The sequence below is a fragment of the Ferrimonas marina genome, assembly GCF_900129905.1.
Lineage (GTDB): Bacteria > Pseudomonadota > Gammaproteobacteria > Enterobacterales > Shewanellaceae > Ferrimonas > Ferrimonas marina.
In genome coordinates this window covers 242,083-259,515 of record NZ_FQXG01000001.1, presented here as the reverse complement: position 1 = coordinate 259,515, position 17,433 = coordinate 242,083, and the positions used below count along the sequence as shown (strand labels likewise).

Sequence of the window (17,433 nt, the reverse complement as noted above, 5' to 3'; positions counted from 1 at the left end):
AGCAACGTGTCTAAAAAACCCTTTTACCTGTTGATTTTCCTGCTCTTCGCCAGTGGCCTGAGCTACAACATCTATCGCCATCATACCGACGGCATTCCGCTGTTCCCCGGCAGCGTCCAGACCACCTGGACCGTTGAGGCCCGGGTCACCTACACCGCCTCCGGCGCGGTGGAGGCCTCCCTGGCCCTGCCCTCGGATCCTGCCTTTACTCTGTTGTCCGAGTCTGCGGCGTCCCCGGGTTACGGCCTGGCGATGACCGAAGAGGCCGGCGCCCGTCGCGCCACCTGGACCACCCGCGATGCCCAGGGCCGGCAGGAGCTGTACTACACCGCCAACCTGGTGCCCAACGCCAACTACAAGCTCAATGACCGCAGCGAAACCATGACCGTGCCGAACGTGGTCTGGGATGAGGGGCTGGATACCGCCGCCACTGCCGTGATCGAGAAGGCCTGGGAGCAGAGCGCCAACAACCGCTCCTTTGCCCGTCAGCTGGCCCAGATGGTGGCCAACCCGGATCAGCAACAGAATGTGGCCCTGCTGCTGGGCCGTTACGAGTCTGGCCCGCTGCTCAACCGCTTGCTGCACAGCGCTAAGGTGCCCTCCAAGCTGGTTTACGCCCTGAACCTGGAAGACGGTCGTCGCCGTCAGCAGCTGCAGCCCTGGGTAGAGGTACAGGAGGGCGATAAGAGCTACCTGTTCAACCCTCGTACCGGGGCCGAAGGGCGCGATGACAACGTGCTGCTGTGGCAGCGTCACGGTAACTCGGTACTGGACCTGAGCGGCGGCAGCAACTCCAACGTCACCTTCTCCATGATTGAAGACAGCCGCCCTGCCCTGGCCACCGCCATCGACATGATGGCCGGCCACGGTCGAGGCCTGTCGCTGTACAACCTGCCACTGGAAGAGCAAAGCCTGCTGCGTGGCCTGTTCCTGATCCCCATCGGTGTACTGGTGGTGGTATTCCTGCGAGTGCTGATTGGCCTCAAGACCTCAGGGACCTTTATGCCGGTGCTGATCGCCCTGGCCTTCATCCAGACCAAATTGCTCACCGGCCTGATTGGCTTCCTGCTGATCGTCGCCTGTGGTTTGGTGATCCGCTCCTACCTGTCCAATCTCAACCTGTTGCTGATCTCCAGGATCAGTGCCGTGGTGATCTTGGTGTTGGGGATCATCGCCGGCTTTACCCTGCTGGCCTTTAACCTGGGCCTGACAGAGGGTCTGACCATCACCTTCTTCCCGATGATCATCCTGGCCTGGACCATCGAGCGGATGTCGATCCTGTGGGAGGAGGAAGGTCCCAAAGAGGTGATGATCCAGGGCGGTGGTTCGCTGCTGGTGGCGGTCATCACCTACCTGGCGATGGACAACGACCTGGTGCGCCACTGGGCCTTCAACTTCCTGGGTATCCACCTGATCATCGTTGCCTGCATCCTGCTGATGGGCCAGTACACCGGCTACCGTCTGCTCGAGCTGCGCCGCTTCCGCCCCCTGGCTGAGGATAAGTGATGCTGTTTTGCGATCCACGTCGACTCCGTAACCGCGGCATCATGGGGATGAACCAACGGAACATCTCCTACATCGGGCGTTATAACCCCCGTAGCCTCTACAAGCAGGTGGACGACAAGCTGATCACCAAGCAGTTGGCGCTTAAGTCCGAGATCGCCACCCCGGATCTCATCTCGGTGATCTCCGAGCAACATGAGATCAGCGAGCTGAGCCAGCGCCTGGCCGGTCAGACCGGCTTCTGCATCAAGCCTGCCCAGGGCTCTGGTGGCAAGGGGATCCTGGTGATCACCAAGGTTGAGGACGGTCGCTACTTCAAGCCCTCCGGCGACGAGGTCAGTGCTATCGAGATGGAGCGTCACTGCTCCAACATCCTCGCAGGCCTGTTCAGTCTGGGCGGTAAGAACGATGTGGCGGTGATCGAGTCGCTGATCCGCTTCGACCCGGTGTTTGAGGGGATCTCCTACGAGGGTGTACCGGACATCCGGCTTATCATCTTCAAAGGCTTCCCGGTGATGGGGATGCTGCGCTGCTCGACCCACGCCTCCGACGGCAAGGCCAACCTGCACCAGGGGGCGGTAGGGATCGGCGTCGATATCGCCACCGGCCAGGCCATTCGCGCAGTACAGTACGATGAGCCGGTCAGCGAACACCCGGACACCGGGCGCAACCTGCACGAGGTGCAGGTGCCCCATTGGGACCGCCTGCTGACCCTGGCCTCTGGCTGCTACGAGATGTCCGGCCTGGGCTACCTCGGCACCGACATGGTTTTGGACAGCGAGCGCGGCCCGCTGCTGCTGGAGCTCAACGCCCGCCCCGGTCTGGCGATCCAGATCGCCAACAACCAGGGGCTGCTGCCCCGGCTGCGTAAGGTTGAGTCCCTTGGCGAGCAGCAATACCCGGTGGAGGAGCGCATCGCCATGGCCAAGGAGTGGTTTGGTGGCGGTGCCTAACCGCCGTCTGTCCCTGTTCAACGCCCTGGTTTTTGCTGGGGCGTTGCTGCTTTCGGCCCCCAGCAGTGCCAAGCTGCTGCAATACTGCCTGCACCAGCTGGAGGCAATCCCGTCCCAACCCAACCGCCAATCCCTGCTCAAGCTGCGCCTGCTGCAGGACCAACTTCAACTGGCCGCCGCCGAGGGCGACAGCGCCGAGCTGGGCCAGTGTGCCCTGCTGCTGCGCCATCGTTTGCAGCAACAAACCGGTACCGATCTCACCGATCCCCGCTGGCTGGCCCTGCGCGCCGAGCTGGAACACCAGCTGAGCGACAGCGGCGGTCAACTCACCCTCACTGATGCTCGCTGTCTGGATGGCTTGGATGCCACGCCGCCTTTGGTGTTGAGCCTGAACCGTCCGTCGGTACAGGGCTACTTGCGCCAGGCCGAGCACCCAGGCTGTCGTCAGGCGGTGTGGCAACATCATCAGAATCGAGGACGATCGCTGGAGGGAGCGCCAGTCCAGTTGTGGCTGCAGCTCAGCCACGAGCAGGCTCAGCGCCAGGGCCATCACCATGCCTTAGCATCACAGCTGTCAAGCCTGCCCTGGCAGGAGCCCGAGCCAGCTGATCAGTTCCTGGCCAACCTGACAACCGACGATGACAGCCTGCCCTGGCAGCCTGCACTGTCGCCACCACTGGCCATCGAGCCAGCCAGCGTGGCATCAGACAGTTTGCATTGGCAGGCGGCGCAACTGGAAATGACCCTGAAGCCGTTGGATGAGCAAAGTTGGCAACTGTGGCGCGGACAGCGCTACCTGGGCGAGCTTCGGTTACAAGCCGGGCCAGACAGTCGACTGCGCATTGCCCAGCGCCACTGGATCGGCCATACCCCCAACCAGTCTACCCTGACCTATCGGCAGTCCAGCTGGCGCCAGCGCCACTGGCTGCAATGGATGGGGCTGGTAACCCAGGCCCTGGTCGGCGCCCAGGGCCAGACCATCGAGCAGGGCGCAGCGTCGCTGCAGCAGGCCAGGGCCCTGGGTCAGGAGTGGGCCCGCCAGCCGTTACTGCAGCAACAGCTGCTTGGCCAGTCGCTGGATAAGCAGCCGCGCTACCCCGCCTCGGAATTGTTGCGAGCTCGCCTGGCGCTGCAGCTTTGGCGCTACCCCAGCCAATCCGGCCAGGCGCTGATCCAAGGCCAGGATGCCCTCTACCGCCACTACTATGACCGGCCGCGCCCCGACATCCTGTCCTGGCAAAGCGACAGCGGCATCCTGCTGCACGGCGGCCAGTTGCTGCTGCCTATCTACCACCGCTACCTGGCCCAACAGTGGGTCGAGGACCAGCTCAGCGGCGATCTGCTACTGGACTGGCTTACGCCAGTGCCGGCTCAGCCTGGGGAAACAGCGCGCTGATCTGCTGCTTGGCCAACGCCATGCCTTCTGGCCCCTTTGCCGTGCCCTCGGCAGCGATACTGGCCACCACCTCGATACCGACGAAACCCATTGCCGTCGCCAGTACCGAGTCCTGATGATTCAGTGCCGCCATGGCGGGATTGGAGTAGTCGCCACCGCGGGTAAGCAGCAAGGTGGCCTGACGTCCACTCAGCAGCCCTTCCGGACCGTTGGCACCGTACTGGAAGGTTTCACCAACGCGACAGATCTGGTCGATCCAGGCCTTGAGGCTGCTGGGGATGGAGAAGTTGTGCATCGGTGCGGCAATCACCACCTGATCCGCCTGGCGCAGTTCCGCCACCAGCTGGTCGGACAGCGCCAGTTGCTGCTGCTGTTGCTCCGAGCGAGCCTCAGCCGGGGTGTAGAAGGCGGCGATGGTGGCCTGATCCAGGTGCGGCAGCGGGGTGTTGGCCAGATCACGATGGACCACCTTGCCGCCGGGGTGACGGTCGCGCCACTGCTGTTCAAAGTGCTGTGCCAGTTGGCGGCTGGCGCTGTCAGTAGGGTTGGGGCTGGCGTTGATGATGAGCAAGCTGGTCATGAGGGTTCTCCTTGATTGAATCGACAACCCAAGATTACTTGCACCATTGCGAAATTAAACCGCATAATTCTGCACATTCCTTTCGATTTTGGTGATTGATATGTACCGTCCCCACACTACACTGGAGCAGTGGCGCATCCTCCAGGCGGTGGTTGATCATGGTGGCTATGCCCACGCCGCCCAGGCATTGAACAAAAGCCAGTCCTCGCTCAATCACGCTGTGGCCAAGCTACAGCAGCTGCTCGGGGTTCAGCTGCTTGAGGTTAAGGGGCGCAAGGCCGAGCTGACCGCCCAGGGCCGGGTGATGCTGCGCCGCTCCCGGGTGCTGACCCAGGAGATCGAGCAGTTGGAGCTGCTGGCCAACAACTTGGAGCAGGGTTGGGAGCCGGAGATCCGGCTATCCCGGGAGATCCTGTTCCCCACCGCCCCGCTCTACCATGCGATGCAGCAGTTCTACCCCGAGAGCCGCGGCACCCGCTTAACGGTATTGGACAACGTGCTCAGCGGCACCACCGAGGCGATCACCGAACGCAGCTTTGACCTGGTGATCTCCGGTCGTATTCCCCCGGGCTACCGGGGCGAGCACCTGGGCAACGCCCAGCTGCTGCTGGTCTGCCATCCTCAACACCCGCTCAGCCAGGAGGGTGAGATCGATGAGAAACGGCTGGCCCAGGAGCTGCAACTGGTGATCCGCGACACCGGCAGTGACGCTGACAAGGATCTGGGGTGGCTCAAGGCGGAACAGCGCTGGACCTTCTCCAACTTCCACGAGGCGATCGAGATCCTGTTGCAGGGGGTCGGCTTCTGCTGGGTTCCCCAACACATCGCCCAGCCGCTGCTGGACCAAGGCCGACTGCATCACCTGGTCCAGGCGCAGATGCACACCACGGTGATCCCCACCTACCTGGTGATCCCCAGCCCGGACTGCCTCGGCCCCGCCGCCCAGCGTTTCGCCCAGTTGCTGGTTGAGTGCAGCAAGCCGGAGTGCCTGGCCAATCGCAGCGAAGATAAAAAGATAACCCCCATGAATGCCAATAGCGTGTAAGCTAACGCCTTGTTTACATAAGGATCCCAAAGCAAAACAACACAAGGAGATCAGGGATGGAGTGGGTGACAAGCGCAGTGAACTGGCTGAATGGCCTGGTATGGGGTGTACCCATGCTGGTGCTGATCCTGGGGGTCGGCCTGTTTTTAACCATCGGCCTCAAGATGATGCCGATCCGCAAGCTCGGCCTGGGCTTTCGCCTGTTGTCGCAAGGGCGCAAAGAGACCGACGACAAGGGGGACATCAGTGCCTTTAACGCCCTGATGACCTCACTGTCGGCCACCATCGGCACCGGTAACATCGCCGGTGTGGCCACCGCTATCGCCATGGGCGGCCCGGGTGCGCTGTTCTGGATGTGGTGTACCGCCCTGGTCGGGATGGCTACCAAATACGCCGAGGCGGTCTGCGCGGTGAAGTATCGTGAGGTGGATGACAAGGGCCAGTTTGTCGGCGGCCCGATGTACTACATCAAGAACGGCCTGTCCAAGCGCTGGGCCTGGCTGGCCACCGCCTTTGCCCTGTTCGGCTCCATTGCCGGCTTCGGCATCGGCAACGGTACCCAATCCAACTCCGTAGCCCAGGCGCTGGAGACCAACTTCCACATCGATCCCCTGCTCACCGGTATCGTGCTGATGCTGCTGGTTGGCGCAGTATTGATGGGCGGTATCAAGCGCATCGCCGTGGTGGCCGGTAAGCTGGTGCCGCTGATGGCGGTGTTCTACGTCACCGCCGGCTTGGTGGTGCTGGCCTTCCACGCCAGCGCCATCCCCTCCGCTATTGCACTGGTGGTAGAGAGCGCCTATACCCCGGTTGCCGCCCAAGGGGGCTTTGCCGGTGCCGCAGTCTGGGCCGCCATCCGCTTTGGTGTCGCCCGGGGCGTGTTCTCCAACGAGGCGGGCCTGGGCAGTGCTCCCATCGCCCACGCCTCGGCTAAGACCAATGATCCGGTGCGCCAGGGCCTGATCGCCATGCTGGGTACCTTTATCGATACCCTGATCGTCTGCTCCATCACCGGCCTGGCCATCATCCTCACCGGGGTGTGGACCACCGGCGAGAGCGGCGCGGCACTGACCACCTCGGCCTTCGGGTCCACCCTGCCCTACGGCAACGTCATCGTTTCTCTCTCCCTGGTGGTGTTTGCCTTTACCACCATCCTGGGCTGGAGCGTGTACTGCGAGCGCTGCGTCCAGTACCTGTTCGGGGTTAAGGCGGTCATGCCGTTCCGCCTGGTGTTTACCCTGGCGGTACCGGTGGGCGCGGTGGCCACCCTGGACTTTGTCTGGTTGCTGGCAGATACCCTCAACGCCATGATGGCGATCCCCAACCTGATTGCGCTGTTGCTGCTCAGCCCCGTGGTGTTCCGTATGACCCGGGAGTATTTCGCGACTCAGCAGCCGATTGGGGAACAATCTCAATAGCTTCAAGACCAATGGGCACCATCAGGTGCCCATTTTTTCACCAGTCAGTTCACATTTTTCGCTTCTCGTCCTGAAACCACACTGCCGAGATAAACAACTCAATTAGTGTGTTTTTTGCCCTCTTTGTACAGTTTCCCATCCGCCCTTAGAACAAAATCCTATCAGATATGGGTCTATGCAAAGCGAATTTGCCTTCCTAGAATGGCTCGCCGTTGACCGGAACCATGAGGAGAAACGAAACCATGACCCACGCTTTGACTCAAGCCAACGATCAGCTCCATCTCCTCTGAGACTGGCCCTGCCAGTCGCCCCACCCTGCACACACATTCCAAACGCTAACAGGTTGCTTCCCGGTGACATTGTCACCAAGAGGAGCGAGATAAATTGCAGGGTGATTAAGGGACCCGGGCTGACGCCACGTCGCAGCCCCATCGAATAACAAGGCGCACCGACCACGGTGCCGACAATACAATAACGCACCCCCTTGCTAGGCTGTAGCTAAGTGCAGCAGGGGCGGTGACGATGAGGTAACCATGTCACGATTGTTGATTCTGCTCACCCTGATGTGCGGCCTAACCACCGCTGCGTCTGCCGTTGAACTGCTGCTTTCCCACAGCGCGCAACGGGCTCCTGCTTTGCCATTGGATGGACAACAGGTCGACGGTGAGATCTACGTATTTGTTGATGCCCAGGCGGACATCGCCAGTGTCGACTTCTCCCTGGATGGCCGCCCGCTGCAAACCGAAGAGTTCCCGCCCTGGGATCTGGCCGGCACCGATGACGACGGCAATGCCTTCGCCTTCGATACCCTGAGCCTGGAGGATGGCCGTCATAGCATCGCTGCCACGGTTAACCTGCACAACGGCGACTCCATCCCGCTGCACGCCGACGTACTGGTGGCCAATGAAGATGCCCAACTGCTGGTCTCTGACACCGTGGTGTTCTTCAACACCTTCAGCGAGGAGCCGGTTCAGGAAGAGATCCTGATCTCCGAGTCCAATGGCGCCGCTCACCCCATCGAGCTTGACTACTATGCCGACTGGCTGGTGATCGATACCGAACAGGATACCACCCCAGATATCCTTACCTTTGAAGTGGATCCGTCCGGTCTGGCCCCGGGCCTCTATGACGCCGAGGTTTACGTCACTGCCCAGGGCTACGATCCTGTGGTGATCGAGGTGAGTTTGGCGGTCGGCGCCAACTGACTGGCAACCTTCCGATGAAGGTCTACATTGGTGAAAGCCTCCCACGGAGTACAGGGAGTGACAACGCCAACGACGACTCGAAGGAAGGTGTACCATGGGTCCCAAGCTTGCCTGCGTAATCCTCTGTTTCTGCTCCTTTGTTGCCTCCGCGCTCGAACTTAAGGTCGCCTCACGGGACGACCGCAGCGGCGCAACGGCGATTGAACAAGCGGTCCTCTCTGGGGACCGCTTTGTGTTTGTGGCGGAAGATCCCAGCATTTCCCAGGTGCGCTTTTTCGTCAATGGCAAAGAGGTGCAGGAAGAGAACAAGCCGCCCTGGGATCTGGCCGGCACGGCGAAGAACAGCACGCTGGATGCCTACCCATGGGACACCACCACCCTTGGCGACGGCGTTCATCAGCTGGTCGCCAAGGTACGCCTGAGTAACGGTCAGCAAACGGAACTGGCCGCCACGGTGACCATCCAGAACGACCGCACCAGCCTGGTGGCCACGCCCGCGGCCCTGTCACTGTCACTGCAGCCGCAAAGCCAGAGCCGATTTAACCTGAGCCTCAGCAGCAGTGACAACGCCGCCATCGCGGTGGCCCTGGCCGAGAACCACAACTGGCTGTCTCTGACCCAGACCAACACCACCACCCCGAGCGAACTGAACCTGCAGGTGGATACCGCTTCTTTGAGCGCAGGCAGCCACAGCGGCAAGCTGGTGGTCAGTGCCGATGGCTACGACGATTTAACCATCCCCATAGAGCTGACGGTGGGCGGAGAGGTCAACGACCTGGTGGCGCGCCAGCTTCACCTGGCCTGGGACCAGGGGGATGACCGCTTCACCGCCGTGTGGTTCAGCGACGTTGGCGGCACCGGCTCGCTGCTGGAGTACCGCCCGGCAGGCACCCAGGCCTGGCAGCAGGCCATTGGTGAGGTGCGCCATAGCAACGACGATGGCGATTACCATCAGGCCACCACCGACGCTCTGACGCCCGGTACCGAGTACCAGTTCCGGGTACAGATCCAGCCCGGTGCCTTCAGCGAGATCTACACCACCCGCTCCGCCCCGGCCGTTGGTCAGCCCTGGTCGCTGCTCTATGTGGCCGATACTGGCCTGGTGGGCCGTGAGGATGGCCTGGCTACAGGGACCCAGGCGGTGATCGACGCCATGGTGGGGCTGGACCCGGACCTGTTACTACTGGGGGGCGATTACGCCTACTTCAACACCGACAAGCGCTACGGCACCCTGGAGCGCTCCATCGACGCCTGGTTTGATCAGATGGCCCCCCTGGCCACGGTACCGATGATGCCGGCCTGGGGTAACCACGAGATCCAGCTCGGTGAAGGGTTTGAACCCTGGGTCGCACGCTTTCCTGTGCCCTCCGGCTACCGTGACGGGCAGGCCTACGCCTTTGATGTGGGTGACGTGCACTTTATCGAGGTCTACGCCTTTAACGAAGATGAGCAGATGCGCGGTTCGGCGCTGGAGTGGCTCAGCGATCACCTCGATGCCATCAAGGATCTCAACTACCGCTGGGTGATCCCCTTTATGCACGCCCCGCCGTTCTCCGACGGCAGCAACCACCCTTCGGCGGAGAAACTCAGAGCCCAGATCGGGCCGCTGTTTGAAGAGCACGACATTCGCCTGGTGCTGACCGCTCACGACCAGTCCTATGAGCGCACCCTGCCGCTGGTGGACGTGCCCGCCACCAACCGGGCCGTAACCGAGGATCTGACCTGTTACGACCAGCCCGGCACTACCTACATGAAGATCAGCCCCGGCGGCAAGATCAGTAACCGCAATGGCAGCTTCTCAGACTGGCTGAACGATCCCGCCCCCAGCTGGACCGCGGTGCGTAACAACGACGCCCATCACATCAGCCAGCTCGCCTTCGATGCCCAGGGGGATATCCAGATCACTACCTATGGCATCAATGCCGGCCAACCATTGCGTATTGTCGACCAGTTCACCATCGCCCAGGCCTGTGGCCCGGCGATCCTTACCAACCCGGTCAGCCTCAGCGCCAGCCTGGAGCCGGATCAGACCCTGTCCCTGCCGCTGCAAGCCAGCCTGAGCGAAGGCGTGGGGGTGCTGATCGCCAGCAGCGAGCAAGGCTGGATCAGCGTCCAGCCGGAAAGCGGCTCTGAGCAGTTTTCCCTCAATGTGGTAGTGGACAGCACCGGGCTGGAGCCGGGCCAGTACCTGGGTTCGGTAGAGATCAGCAGCAACACCGGCCTGAATCGTTCGGTTCCGGTGACCCTCAACGTCACCACAGACCAATACCGCATCTACCTGTCCGATTCGCCGGATCGCAGCCTGGCCAAGGGCGCCAATGGACAAAGCGTGGCAGGCAACATCTACGCCTTTGTGCTGCCTGAGGAGGAGCTGAACCAGGTGGTCTTCAGCCTGGACGGGGTACAGATACAACAGGAGAACCGGGCTCCCTGGGATCTCGGTGGCACCGAATCGGATCGCAGCGCGCGCCCCTTCGACACCACCACCCTTAGCGAAGGGCCGCACCAACTGCAGGCGATGTTGCGCCTGGCGGACAACAGCACACTGCCGATCGAAGCCCAGCTGGTAGTCGATAACGTGGTCGACACCAACCTGGCCCAGTTTGCCCCCGGGCCGCTGCGGGCGCAGTTGGCAGCGCCAGAAAGTCAGCTGGTGTTGAGCAGCAACGTCAGTGCCAACGAGAGCGTGGCGGTGACCCTGGCCAGCGATGTGCCCTGGCTGACCGTCGCCCCGACCGCAACGCAGACACCAGCGACCCTGTCCCTGTCCATCGATGCCAGCGCCCTGACACCCGGAAGCTACCAGGGCCGCATCATTGCCACCACCAGTGACGGCGACAGTGAGCTGTTAGTGGATCTCACCCTGCTGCCGAAAGTGACCGCCACCCCGGTTTGGTGGTCGGCACAGCCGGACCGGAGCATGCCGCAGCTGCTCGGCAGCCGCCCCCTCAGCGGTAGTGGCTACGTCTTCGTCGAGCCACAAGGTGACGTCACAGAGGTGCGTTTCGAGGTGAATGGCAGTCTGGTGCAGACCGAGCGCAAGGCCCCCTGGGACCTTGGCGGTACCGCCAAGAACACCGCCCGGGATGCCCTGCCCTTCGACTTCGATGCCCTGGGCAGCGGCAACCATCAGCTGACGATCACCGTTGTCTTTGCCGAGGGAGAGGAATCCCAGCAGTTGAACCTGGAGGTCAGTCCCTAGTCGAGGGATTTCTTGAACCGCAGTGTGGCCAGCAACAGGCCCGCTGCGGTAAACAGCCCCAGCCAGATGAGATCCGGTGCCAATGCTGCCAGATCGGCGTCCCGCAGCAATACGCCGCGGATCGCCCGGATAAAGTGGGTGGCGGGCAACAGCTCCGCCAGCCACTGCGCCGGCTTCGGCATCCCCTCGTAGGGAAACATAAAGCCCGATAACAAGATTGAAGGCAGCAGGATAAAGATGGTCATCTGCATCGCCTGCAGCTGGCTTCGGGCCAGGGTAGAGAGCACCAGCCCCAGCGACAGACTGGCACCGATAAACAACAGGGTCAGGCCCAGCACGTCATGCCAGGCCCCGGCCAGTGGCACCGCAAACACCCAATGGCCCAACCCCAGGATAATGCCCACCTGGATAAGGCCAAACAGCACGTAGGGCAGGATCTTGCCCAGCATCAGCTCCAGCGGCCGCACCGGCGTGGTTATCAGCAGCTCCATGTTGCCCCGCTCATACTCCCGCACGATGGCGAGGGCGGTGAACAGGATCATGGTCATGGTCAGGATCACCCCCACCAGGCCCGGCACAATGTTCACCGCCGAGCGCTGCTCCGGGTTATAGAACAGCGCTACCTCAAAGGTGGCCACCGCCTGGTTGCTGTCTTGCCGCAGAAGCTCGCCCACCGGCATGGTGCGCAGCCCCTTGATCACCGAGGCCACCACGGTATCGGAACCATCCACCAGCCATTGCGCCAGCGGCCTGGCCAGCTCCTCATCGCTGGAACGGGGTGTACCCAGGCCCACCGCCGGGTGACGGGCCAGGCGTTGGGCCAGGTCCTGCGGGATCACCAGCACCGCCCGTACCCGACCACTAACCAGGGCCTGCTGGGCCGGTTCCAGGGTTTGGTGGCGCTCGGTAAAGCTGACCACCTGGGTGGCGGTGATCATCTGGGTCAATACCCGGGACAGCCCGGTGTTGCTTTGGTCTACCACCGCCACCGGGATATGGCGAACGTTGGTGTTGATGGCGTAGCCGAACAGCAACAGCTGGATCAGCGGGATCATCACCACCATGCCAAAGGTCATCCGGTCCCGCTTCAGCTGGATCCACTCCTTGCCCAGGATTGCCCAAACTCGTCGCAATGCCGTCATGAAGCGCCCCCCTGGGTGCAACTGACGAACACATCCTCCAGGCTGGGCCGAGCCAGGCGAAGCTGGCCCGGGTAACCCACCGGCAAGGCGCGCTTTATCGTCGCTGTAGGATCCGCCAGGCCCGGCTGTACCAGCACCCGTAAGCGGGTACCCTGCTGAGCAGCAGACTGCACCTCATCCAGCGCCACCAGGGTACTCTTGCATCGGCGCAGGTCCGGCCCTTCCAACTCAACAACACGGCCATCCAGTGCCCCCATCAGTTGCTCCGGCTCGCCATCGATTCGCTTCTGGCCCTGCTCCAGGATCGCCAGGCGGTGGCAACGCTCCGCTTCGTCCATGTAGTGGGTGGAAACCAGGATGGTGGTGCCCTCGGCACTGAGGTCAAACAACTGCTCCCAGAAGCTGCGGCGGGATTCCGGGTCTACCGCCGAGGTGGGCTCGTCCAAAAACAGTAGCTGCGGGCGATGGATCACCGCAGCGGCCAGGGCCAGGCGCTGACGCTGGCCGCCGCTCATGCTGCCCGCCAACTGGTTTGCCTGCGCCTCAAGGTAGTATTGCGACAACAGCTCGGTGACACGCTGGCGCAATCCTTTGCCACTGAGGCCATAGATCTGACCAATAAAACGCAGGTTCTCTGCTACCGTCAGATCGCCGTACAGGGAGAACTTCTGGGTCATGTAACCGATAGCCTGGCGTAAGGGTTCTGCCCCTGCCGGCAATGCCTGACCCAGCACCTCCACCTCGCCGGCGCTGGGGGTCAGCAGGCCGGTCAACATACGGATGGTGGTGGTCTTGCCGCAGCCATTGGGGCCGAGAAAGCCATAGATCATGCCCGCCTGCACCGACAGGTCCAGTTGCCTGACCGCCCAATGCTCGCCAAAGCGCCGGCCCAGGCCCTGGGCCGAGATCACCGCTGTGTTCATGGCAGCACAACCTGGGCCGGCACCCCGTTGGGCAGAGTGGCTGCCTCATCCGGCAGCTGCACCTCCATCACGTACATCAGGCGACTTCGGTCGGTTTCATTGAGGGCATAATAAGGAGTGAAGGAGGGCTCGGCGGCGATCCAGCGCACCTGGCCCTGGAAGGAACTCTCAATGCCGTCCACCCAGACGGTAAGGGCATCGCCGGTGGCGATCCGGACCCGCACCGGCTCCGGCACATACACCCGGGCATAGGGCGCATCACCGACTAAGAGTACTGCCACCGGGCTGCCCACCTGCACCCGCTCACCGAGGTTCCAGGGCAGGTTATCCAGCCGGCCGGATCGGGTGGCGGTGATGGTCAAATCCGCCAGCCGTTTCTGTTCGCTGGCCAACACCGCCTGGGCTGCCTCCAGCTCCGCCTCGGCGATGCGAAGATCCTCCTCCCGGGTGCCGTTGGTCAGCTCCGCCAGCTGCTGCTGAGCGCTGCGAAGCCGGGCACTGGCGGCATCCCGATTGGCCAGGGCACTGTCCAGGTCCGCCTGGCTGGCCAGCTTGCGATCCAGCAGGTTTTGCGCCCGACTGAAGCTCTTCTCCGCCTCCAGCAATGAGGCCTGGTTGCCAGCCACCTCGGCCTGGGCCGCTGCCACTTCCTCAGGTCGGGCGCCGTTGCGCAGCTTATCCAACTGGGCCTCGGCCCTGGCCACATCGGCCCGGGAGCGGGCGACCACCGCCTGTTGTTGGCGGTCGTCCAACCTAGCCAGAACCTCGCCTTCGGTGACCTGGCTGCCCTGGGCCACAGGCAGGGCGACCACCACCTCACTGACGGTCGCCGGGTGGGTCACCCGCTCCCGCTCCAGCGTGCCCAGTGCCATCGACCCGTGCTGCGGTTGGCAGCCGGACAACAGCAAGCCACCCAGCACCAGCAGTCCAATCCTTTTCATTGGCTCTCACCCTATTGCTCTTGGTGTGTTCATCACACTGGCATAATTGCCCACGGCTTTCACTATTAGTCACTAATAAATAAAGCAAAACAACCATTGACAGCGGATCGTAAAATGAAGAAGGTAAGCCCCTTAGGCTCCCCTTTTGGAGCCACTGGCAACGACACCAGGTCAAGGACAGCGTTTTACCGCTCACCGACAACAAGAATGCGTACGACAAGGAGAGCACGCTTGCTGCACCCTGCCCCTCTATCCCCCGGGGATACCATCGGGTTCTTTTCACCCTCATCCCCCGCGACGGTCTATGCCCCTGGCCGCTTTGCCCGCGCCAAGGCTTTTTTGCAACAGAAAGGATTTCGTCTCAAAGCCGGCCAACTGACAGGACAGTGCGACGGCTACCGCTCCGGCAGCATTCAGGCCCGGGCTGAGGAGTTCAACGCCCTGGCCAGGGATCCCGAGGTGCGTTGCATCATCTCCACCATTGGCGGCTCCAACAGTAACGCGCTGCTGCCCTACCTGGATTACGATGCCCTGCGAGCCGATCCTAAGATCATCGTTGGCTACTCCGACGTCACCGCACTGCTGCTGGGGATCCAGGCACAAACCGGGCTGGTCACCTTCTACGGCCCCGCCCTGGTGGCCTCCTTCGGCGAGATGGCGCCATTGGTGGATGAAACCTACGCCAGCTTTGAACAGATCCTGTGTCAGCCGCCTGCCCTGCCCTACGACTACCCCCGCTTGCCCTACTGGACCGATGAACGGATCGACTGGGAGCAGCAGACCCGGGCTAAGGCACTCTACGACAATGCCTGCGACTACCTGGGCAGCGGCTTAATCCGCGGCCGGCTGATTGGCGGTAACCTCAATACCATAGGTGGGATCTGGGGCAGCCCCTATATGCCCAGCATAGAACAGGGCGATCTGCTGTTTATCGAAGACAGTCTGAAGGACATCGCCACGGTGGAGCGTAGCTTCGCCTTCCTCAAGCTCAACGGCGTGTTTGATCGGGTTAAAGCGGTGATCCTGGGCAAGCATGAGCTGTTCAATGATATGGCCACCGGTCGGACGCCACTGGATGTGCTGCTGGAGGTGCTCGATGGCCAGGCCCTGCCCATCGTCAACGGCTTCGACTGCTGCCATACCCATCCGATGTTCACCCTGCCTTTGGGGGTGGAGGCCAGCATCGACTTCGATCTGCAACGTATCAGCCTGACCCAGCCCTACCTGATCAGCGACTAGCCAACGACCAGTTAAACCGTGGTAACCTGCAGTTTGTTAATAAAAATAGGCAGGAAGCCATGGCTCGCACTCGACAACTTATCCTGACCGCACTGTTCGCCGGCCTGAGTTTCACCACTCAGGCCTTTGATCGTGTCTCCGGTCAACCCTTCGCCTCCCGTTCTCCGGTTTATGCCCAAAATGGCATGGCCGCCACCAGCCAACCCCTGGCGACCCAGGTCGCCCTGGATATCCTCAAACAAGGGGGCTCGGCGGTCGACGCTGCCATTGCCGCCAACGCTGTGCTCGGCCTGGTGGAGCCCACCGGTTGTGGTATCGGTGGCGACCTGTTCGCCATTGTTTGGGACAGTAAGGACCAGCGCCTGCATGGCCTCAACGCCTCCGGACGCAGCCCGCAGAGCCTCACCATGGAGGTGTTCCAGCAACAGGGATTGGACAGTATTCCCCCTTATGGCCCCCTGCCGGTCTCCGTCCCCGGTGCGGTGGATGGCTGGTTCGAACTGCATCAGCGCTTTGGCAAGTTGCCGATGGCGACCCTGCTGGCCCCGGCCATCGGCTACGCCGAGCAGGGCTTCCCGGTATCGGATCTGATCGCCTACTACCTGGATCGCAGTGTCTCCAGACTGGGGCAATACCCCGGCTTCAAGGAGACCTTTATGCCCGATGGCCAGATGCCCAAAACCGGCGAGATCTTCAAAAACCCAGGGCTGGCCTACAGCTACCGTTTGCTGGCAGAACAGGGCCGGGATGCCTTCTATCGTGGTGAGATCGCCGAGCGCATCGACCAGTACATGGCCGAACAGGGCGGCTACCTGACCAAGGCCGACCTGGCCGCCCACACCAGCGAATGGGTTGACCCGGTCAGCGTCAACTACCGGGGTGTCGACGTGTGGGAGCTGCCGCCTCCGGGCCAGGGGATCGCCGCGTTGCAGATCCTGAAGATGCTGGAGGGCTACGACCTGGCCGCCATGGGGCGAGAGAGCAGCGAGTACGTTCACACCTTTGTCGAGGCCAAGAAGCTGGCGTTTGAGGATCGGGCCCGCTACTACGCCGACCCCGATTTTGTCGAGGTGCCGGTGGCTGGGCTTATCAGCGATGAATACTCTAAAGAGCGGGCGGCGTTGATCGGGCCTAAGGCCGCCAAGCGCTTGGATGCCGGTAATCCGGCGCTCTATCACGGTGACACCATCTACCTGACCACCGCCGACAGCGACGGCAACATGGTGTCACTGATCCAGAGCAACTACCGCGGCATGGGCAGTGGCATGACCCCACCAGGTCTGGGCTTTGTGCTGCAAGACCGGGGCGAGCTGTTCTCACTGACACCGGGAGAGGCCAATAGCTACGCCCCGGGTAAACGCCCCTTCCACACCATCATCCCTGCTTTCGCCACCAAGGACGGCAAGCCCTGGCTTAGCTTTGGCGTAATGGGCGGCGCGACCCAGCCCCAGGCTCACGCCCAGATCATCATCAACCTGGTGGATTTCGGTCTTAACCTGCAAGAGACCGGCGACGCACCACGGATCCTGCATACCGGCTCTAGCCAGCCCACCGGTGAGCAGATGACCGATGGCGGTGTGGTCAGCCTGGAGTCCGGCCTGCCCTACCTGATCCGTCGCCAGTTGATGGCGCGCGGTCACACCCTGCAAGACAGCCTGGGAGCCTATGGCGGCTACCAGGCGATCCTGTGGGACGAGGCCAATCAGACCTATATCGGCGCGTCGGAAAGTCGCAAGGATGGTATGGCCGCGGGTTACTAGTCGCGCGTGACGCAGCGCAGCGCAAATCAAAGGGGCATCCAGATTGGATGCCCCTTTTGTTTTGTTCTTCGCAAATTTGCGGGTTTAACTCTCACTAGTGAGAGTTGCCAATCTTGGCTTTGTAGC

General features: G+C 62.1%; 13 protein-coding genes. 9 read left to right on the top strand and 4 right to left on the bottom strand.

The features are described from left to right. The first annotated feature begins 6 nt into the window (after nt 1-6). From BUC04_RS01170 to BUC04_RS01160, 3 genes are read left to right on the top strand one after another with little or no spacing between them, the layout of a single operon-like run. Nucleotides 7-1,506, top strand: coding sequence for an inactive transglutaminase family protein (locus tag BUC04_RS01170; RefSeq protein ID WP_067654313.1), 1,500 nt, complete (start codon nt 7-9; stop codon nt 1,504-1,506). Further along, the gene (locus tag BUC04_RS01165; protein WP_067654311.1) at nt 1,506-2,456 is read left to right on the top strand and encodes an alpha-L-glutamate ligase-like protein; all 951 of its coding nucleotides are present in this window, start codon (nt 1,506-1,508) and stop codon (nt 2,454-2,456) included. Before BUC04_RS01170 ends, BUC04_RS01165 begins: the two co-directional genes overlap by 1 nt. Next, the gene (locus tag BUC04_RS01160) at nt 2,443-3,852 is read left to right on the top strand and encodes a hypothetical protein (protein WP_067654309.1); all 1,410 of its coding nucleotides are present in this window, start codon (nt 2,443-2,445) and stop codon (nt 3,850-3,852) included. Before BUC04_RS01165 ends, BUC04_RS01160 begins: the two co-directional genes overlap by 14 nt. Here the strand turns inward: BUC04_RS01160 and BUC04_RS01155 are convergent. Then, complete coding sequence (locus BUC04_RS01155; protein ID WP_067654307.1) at nt 3,812-4,432, bottom strand: FMN-dependent NADH-azoreductase; 621 nt, start codon at nt 4,430-4,432, stop codon at nt 3,812-3,814. The two genes, BUC04_RS01160 and BUC04_RS01155, sit on opposite strands and share 41 nt — an antisense overlap. Before the next feature lie 100 nt (nt 4,433-4,532). Between BUC04_RS01155 and BUC04_RS01150 the strand changes: the two genes are divergently transcribed. The 4 genes from BUC04_RS01150 to BUC04_RS01135 all read left to right on the top strand — a co-directional run bounded on the left by BUC04_RS01150 (nt 4,533) and on the right by BUC04_RS01135 (nt 11,302). Further along, nucleotides 4,533-5,477 (top strand): LysR family transcriptional regulator, encoded by a 945-nt coding sequence (locus tag BUC04_RS01150; protein ID WP_082766523.1) that lies wholly within the window; start codon nt 4,533-4,535, stop codon nt 5,475-5,477. A 56-nt stretch (nt 5,478-5,533) separates the two neighbouring features. After that, nucleotides 5,534-6,895 (top strand): alanine/glycine:cation symporter family protein, encoded by a 1,362-nt coding sequence (locus BUC04_RS01145; protein ID WP_067654305.1) that lies wholly within the window; start codon nt 5,534-5,536, stop codon nt 6,893-6,895. 533 nt (nt 6,896-7,428) lie between these two features. Further along, nucleotides 7,429-8,100: an Ig-like domain-containing protein gene (locus BUC04_RS01140; protein ID WP_067654303.1), complete on the top strand. Its 672-nt coding sequence runs from the start codon at nt 7,429-7,431 to the stop codon at nt 8,098-8,100. A 94-nt stretch (nt 8,101-8,194) separates the two neighbouring features. Further along, nucleotides 8,195-11,302: a metallophosphoesterase gene (locus BUC04_RS01135; protein ID WP_067654301.1), complete on the top strand. Its 3,108-nt coding sequence runs from the start codon at nt 8,195-8,197 to the stop codon at nt 11,300-11,302. Here BUC04_RS01135 and BUC04_RS01130 read toward each other — a convergent pair. The 3 genes from BUC04_RS01130 to BUC04_RS01120 are packed head-to-tail and all read right to left on the bottom strand — an operon-like array spanning nt 11,299 to nt 14,308. Continuing rightward, nucleotides 11,299-12,444 carry an ABC transporter permease gene (locus BUC04_RS01130; protein WP_067654299.1) on the bottom strand — a complete coding sequence of 382 codons (1,146 nt, stop codon included), beginning with the start codon at nt 12,442-12,444 and terminating at the stop codon, nt 11,299-11,301. The two genes, BUC04_RS01135 and BUC04_RS01130, sit on opposite strands and share 4 nt — an antisense overlap. Next, a complete protein-coding gene (locus BUC04_RS01125; protein WP_067654297.1) occupies nt 12,441-13,367 on the bottom strand; it encodes an ABC transporter ATP-binding protein in 927 nt (308 codons plus the stop codon). Before BUC04_RS01125 ends, BUC04_RS01130 begins: the two co-directional genes overlap by 4 nt. Beyond that, nucleotides 13,364-14,308 carry an HlyD family secretion protein gene (locus tag BUC04_RS01120; protein WP_067654295.1) on the bottom strand — a complete coding sequence of 315 codons (945 nt, stop codon included), beginning with the start codon at nt 14,306-14,308 and terminating at the stop codon, nt 13,364-13,366. Before BUC04_RS01120 ends, BUC04_RS01125 begins: the two co-directional genes overlap by 4 nt. Before the next feature lie 231 nt (nt 14,309-14,539). Here BUC04_RS01120 and BUC04_RS01115 point away from each other — a divergent pair, with 231 nt between their 5' ends. Further along, nucleotides 14,540-15,547, top strand: a complete 1,008-nt coding sequence (locus tag BUC04_RS01115) for a S66 family peptidase (RefSeq protein WP_200804644.1) — start codon at nt 14,540-14,542, stop codon at nt 15,545-15,547. A gap of 59 nt (nt 15,548-15,606) precedes the next feature. After that, a complete protein-coding gene (ggt, locus tag BUC04_RS01110) occupies nt 15,607-17,307 on the top strand; it encodes a gamma-glutamyltransferase (protein ID WP_067654292.1) in 1,701 nt (566 codons plus the stop codon). The last annotated feature ends 126 nt before the right edge of the window (nt 17,308-17,433 follow it).

What these genes read in the sequence shown, in the direction of transcription:
- BUC04_RS01165 (WP_067654311.1), top strand. Translation starts at nt 1,506, where the DNA reads ATGCTGTTTTGCGATCCACGTCGACTCCGTAACCGCGGCATCATGGGG.
- BUC04_RS01155 (WP_067654307.1), bottom strand. Translation starts at nt 4,432, where the DNA reads ATGACCAGCTTGCTCATCATCAACGCCAGCCCCAACCCTACTGACAGC.
- BUC04_RS01150 (WP_082766523.1), top strand. Translation starts at nt 4,533, where the DNA reads ATGTACCGTCCCCACACTACACTGGAGCAGTGGCGCATCCTCCAGGCG.
- BUC04_RS01145 (WP_067654305.1), top strand. Translation starts at nt 5,534, where the DNA reads ATGGAGTGGGTGACAAGCGCAGTGAACTGGCTGAATGGCCTGGTATGG.
- BUC04_RS01140 (WP_067654303.1), top strand. Translation starts at nt 7,429, where the DNA reads ATGTCACGATTGTTGATTCTGCTCACCCTGATGTGCGGCCTAACCACC.
- BUC04_RS01135 (WP_067654301.1), top strand. Translation starts at nt 8,195, where the DNA reads ATGGGTCCCAAGCTTGCCTGCGTAATCCTCTGTTTCTGCTCCTTTGTT.
- BUC04_RS01130 (WP_067654299.1), bottom strand. Translation starts at nt 12,444, where the DNA reads ATGACGGCATTGCGACGAGTTTGGGCAATCCTGGGCAAGGAGTGGATC.
- BUC04_RS01125 (WP_067654297.1), bottom strand. Translation starts at nt 13,367, where the DNA reads ATGAACACAGCGGTGATCTCGGCCCAGGGCCTGGGCCGGCGCTTTGGC.
- BUC04_RS01120 (WP_067654295.1), bottom strand. Translation starts at nt 14,308, where the DNA reads ATGAAAAGGATTGGACTGCTGGTGCTGGGTGGCTTGCTGTTGTCCGGC.
- ggt (WP_067654292.1), top strand. Translation starts at nt 15,607, where the DNA reads ATGGCTCGCACTCGACAACTTATCCTGACCGCACTGTTCGCCGGCCTG.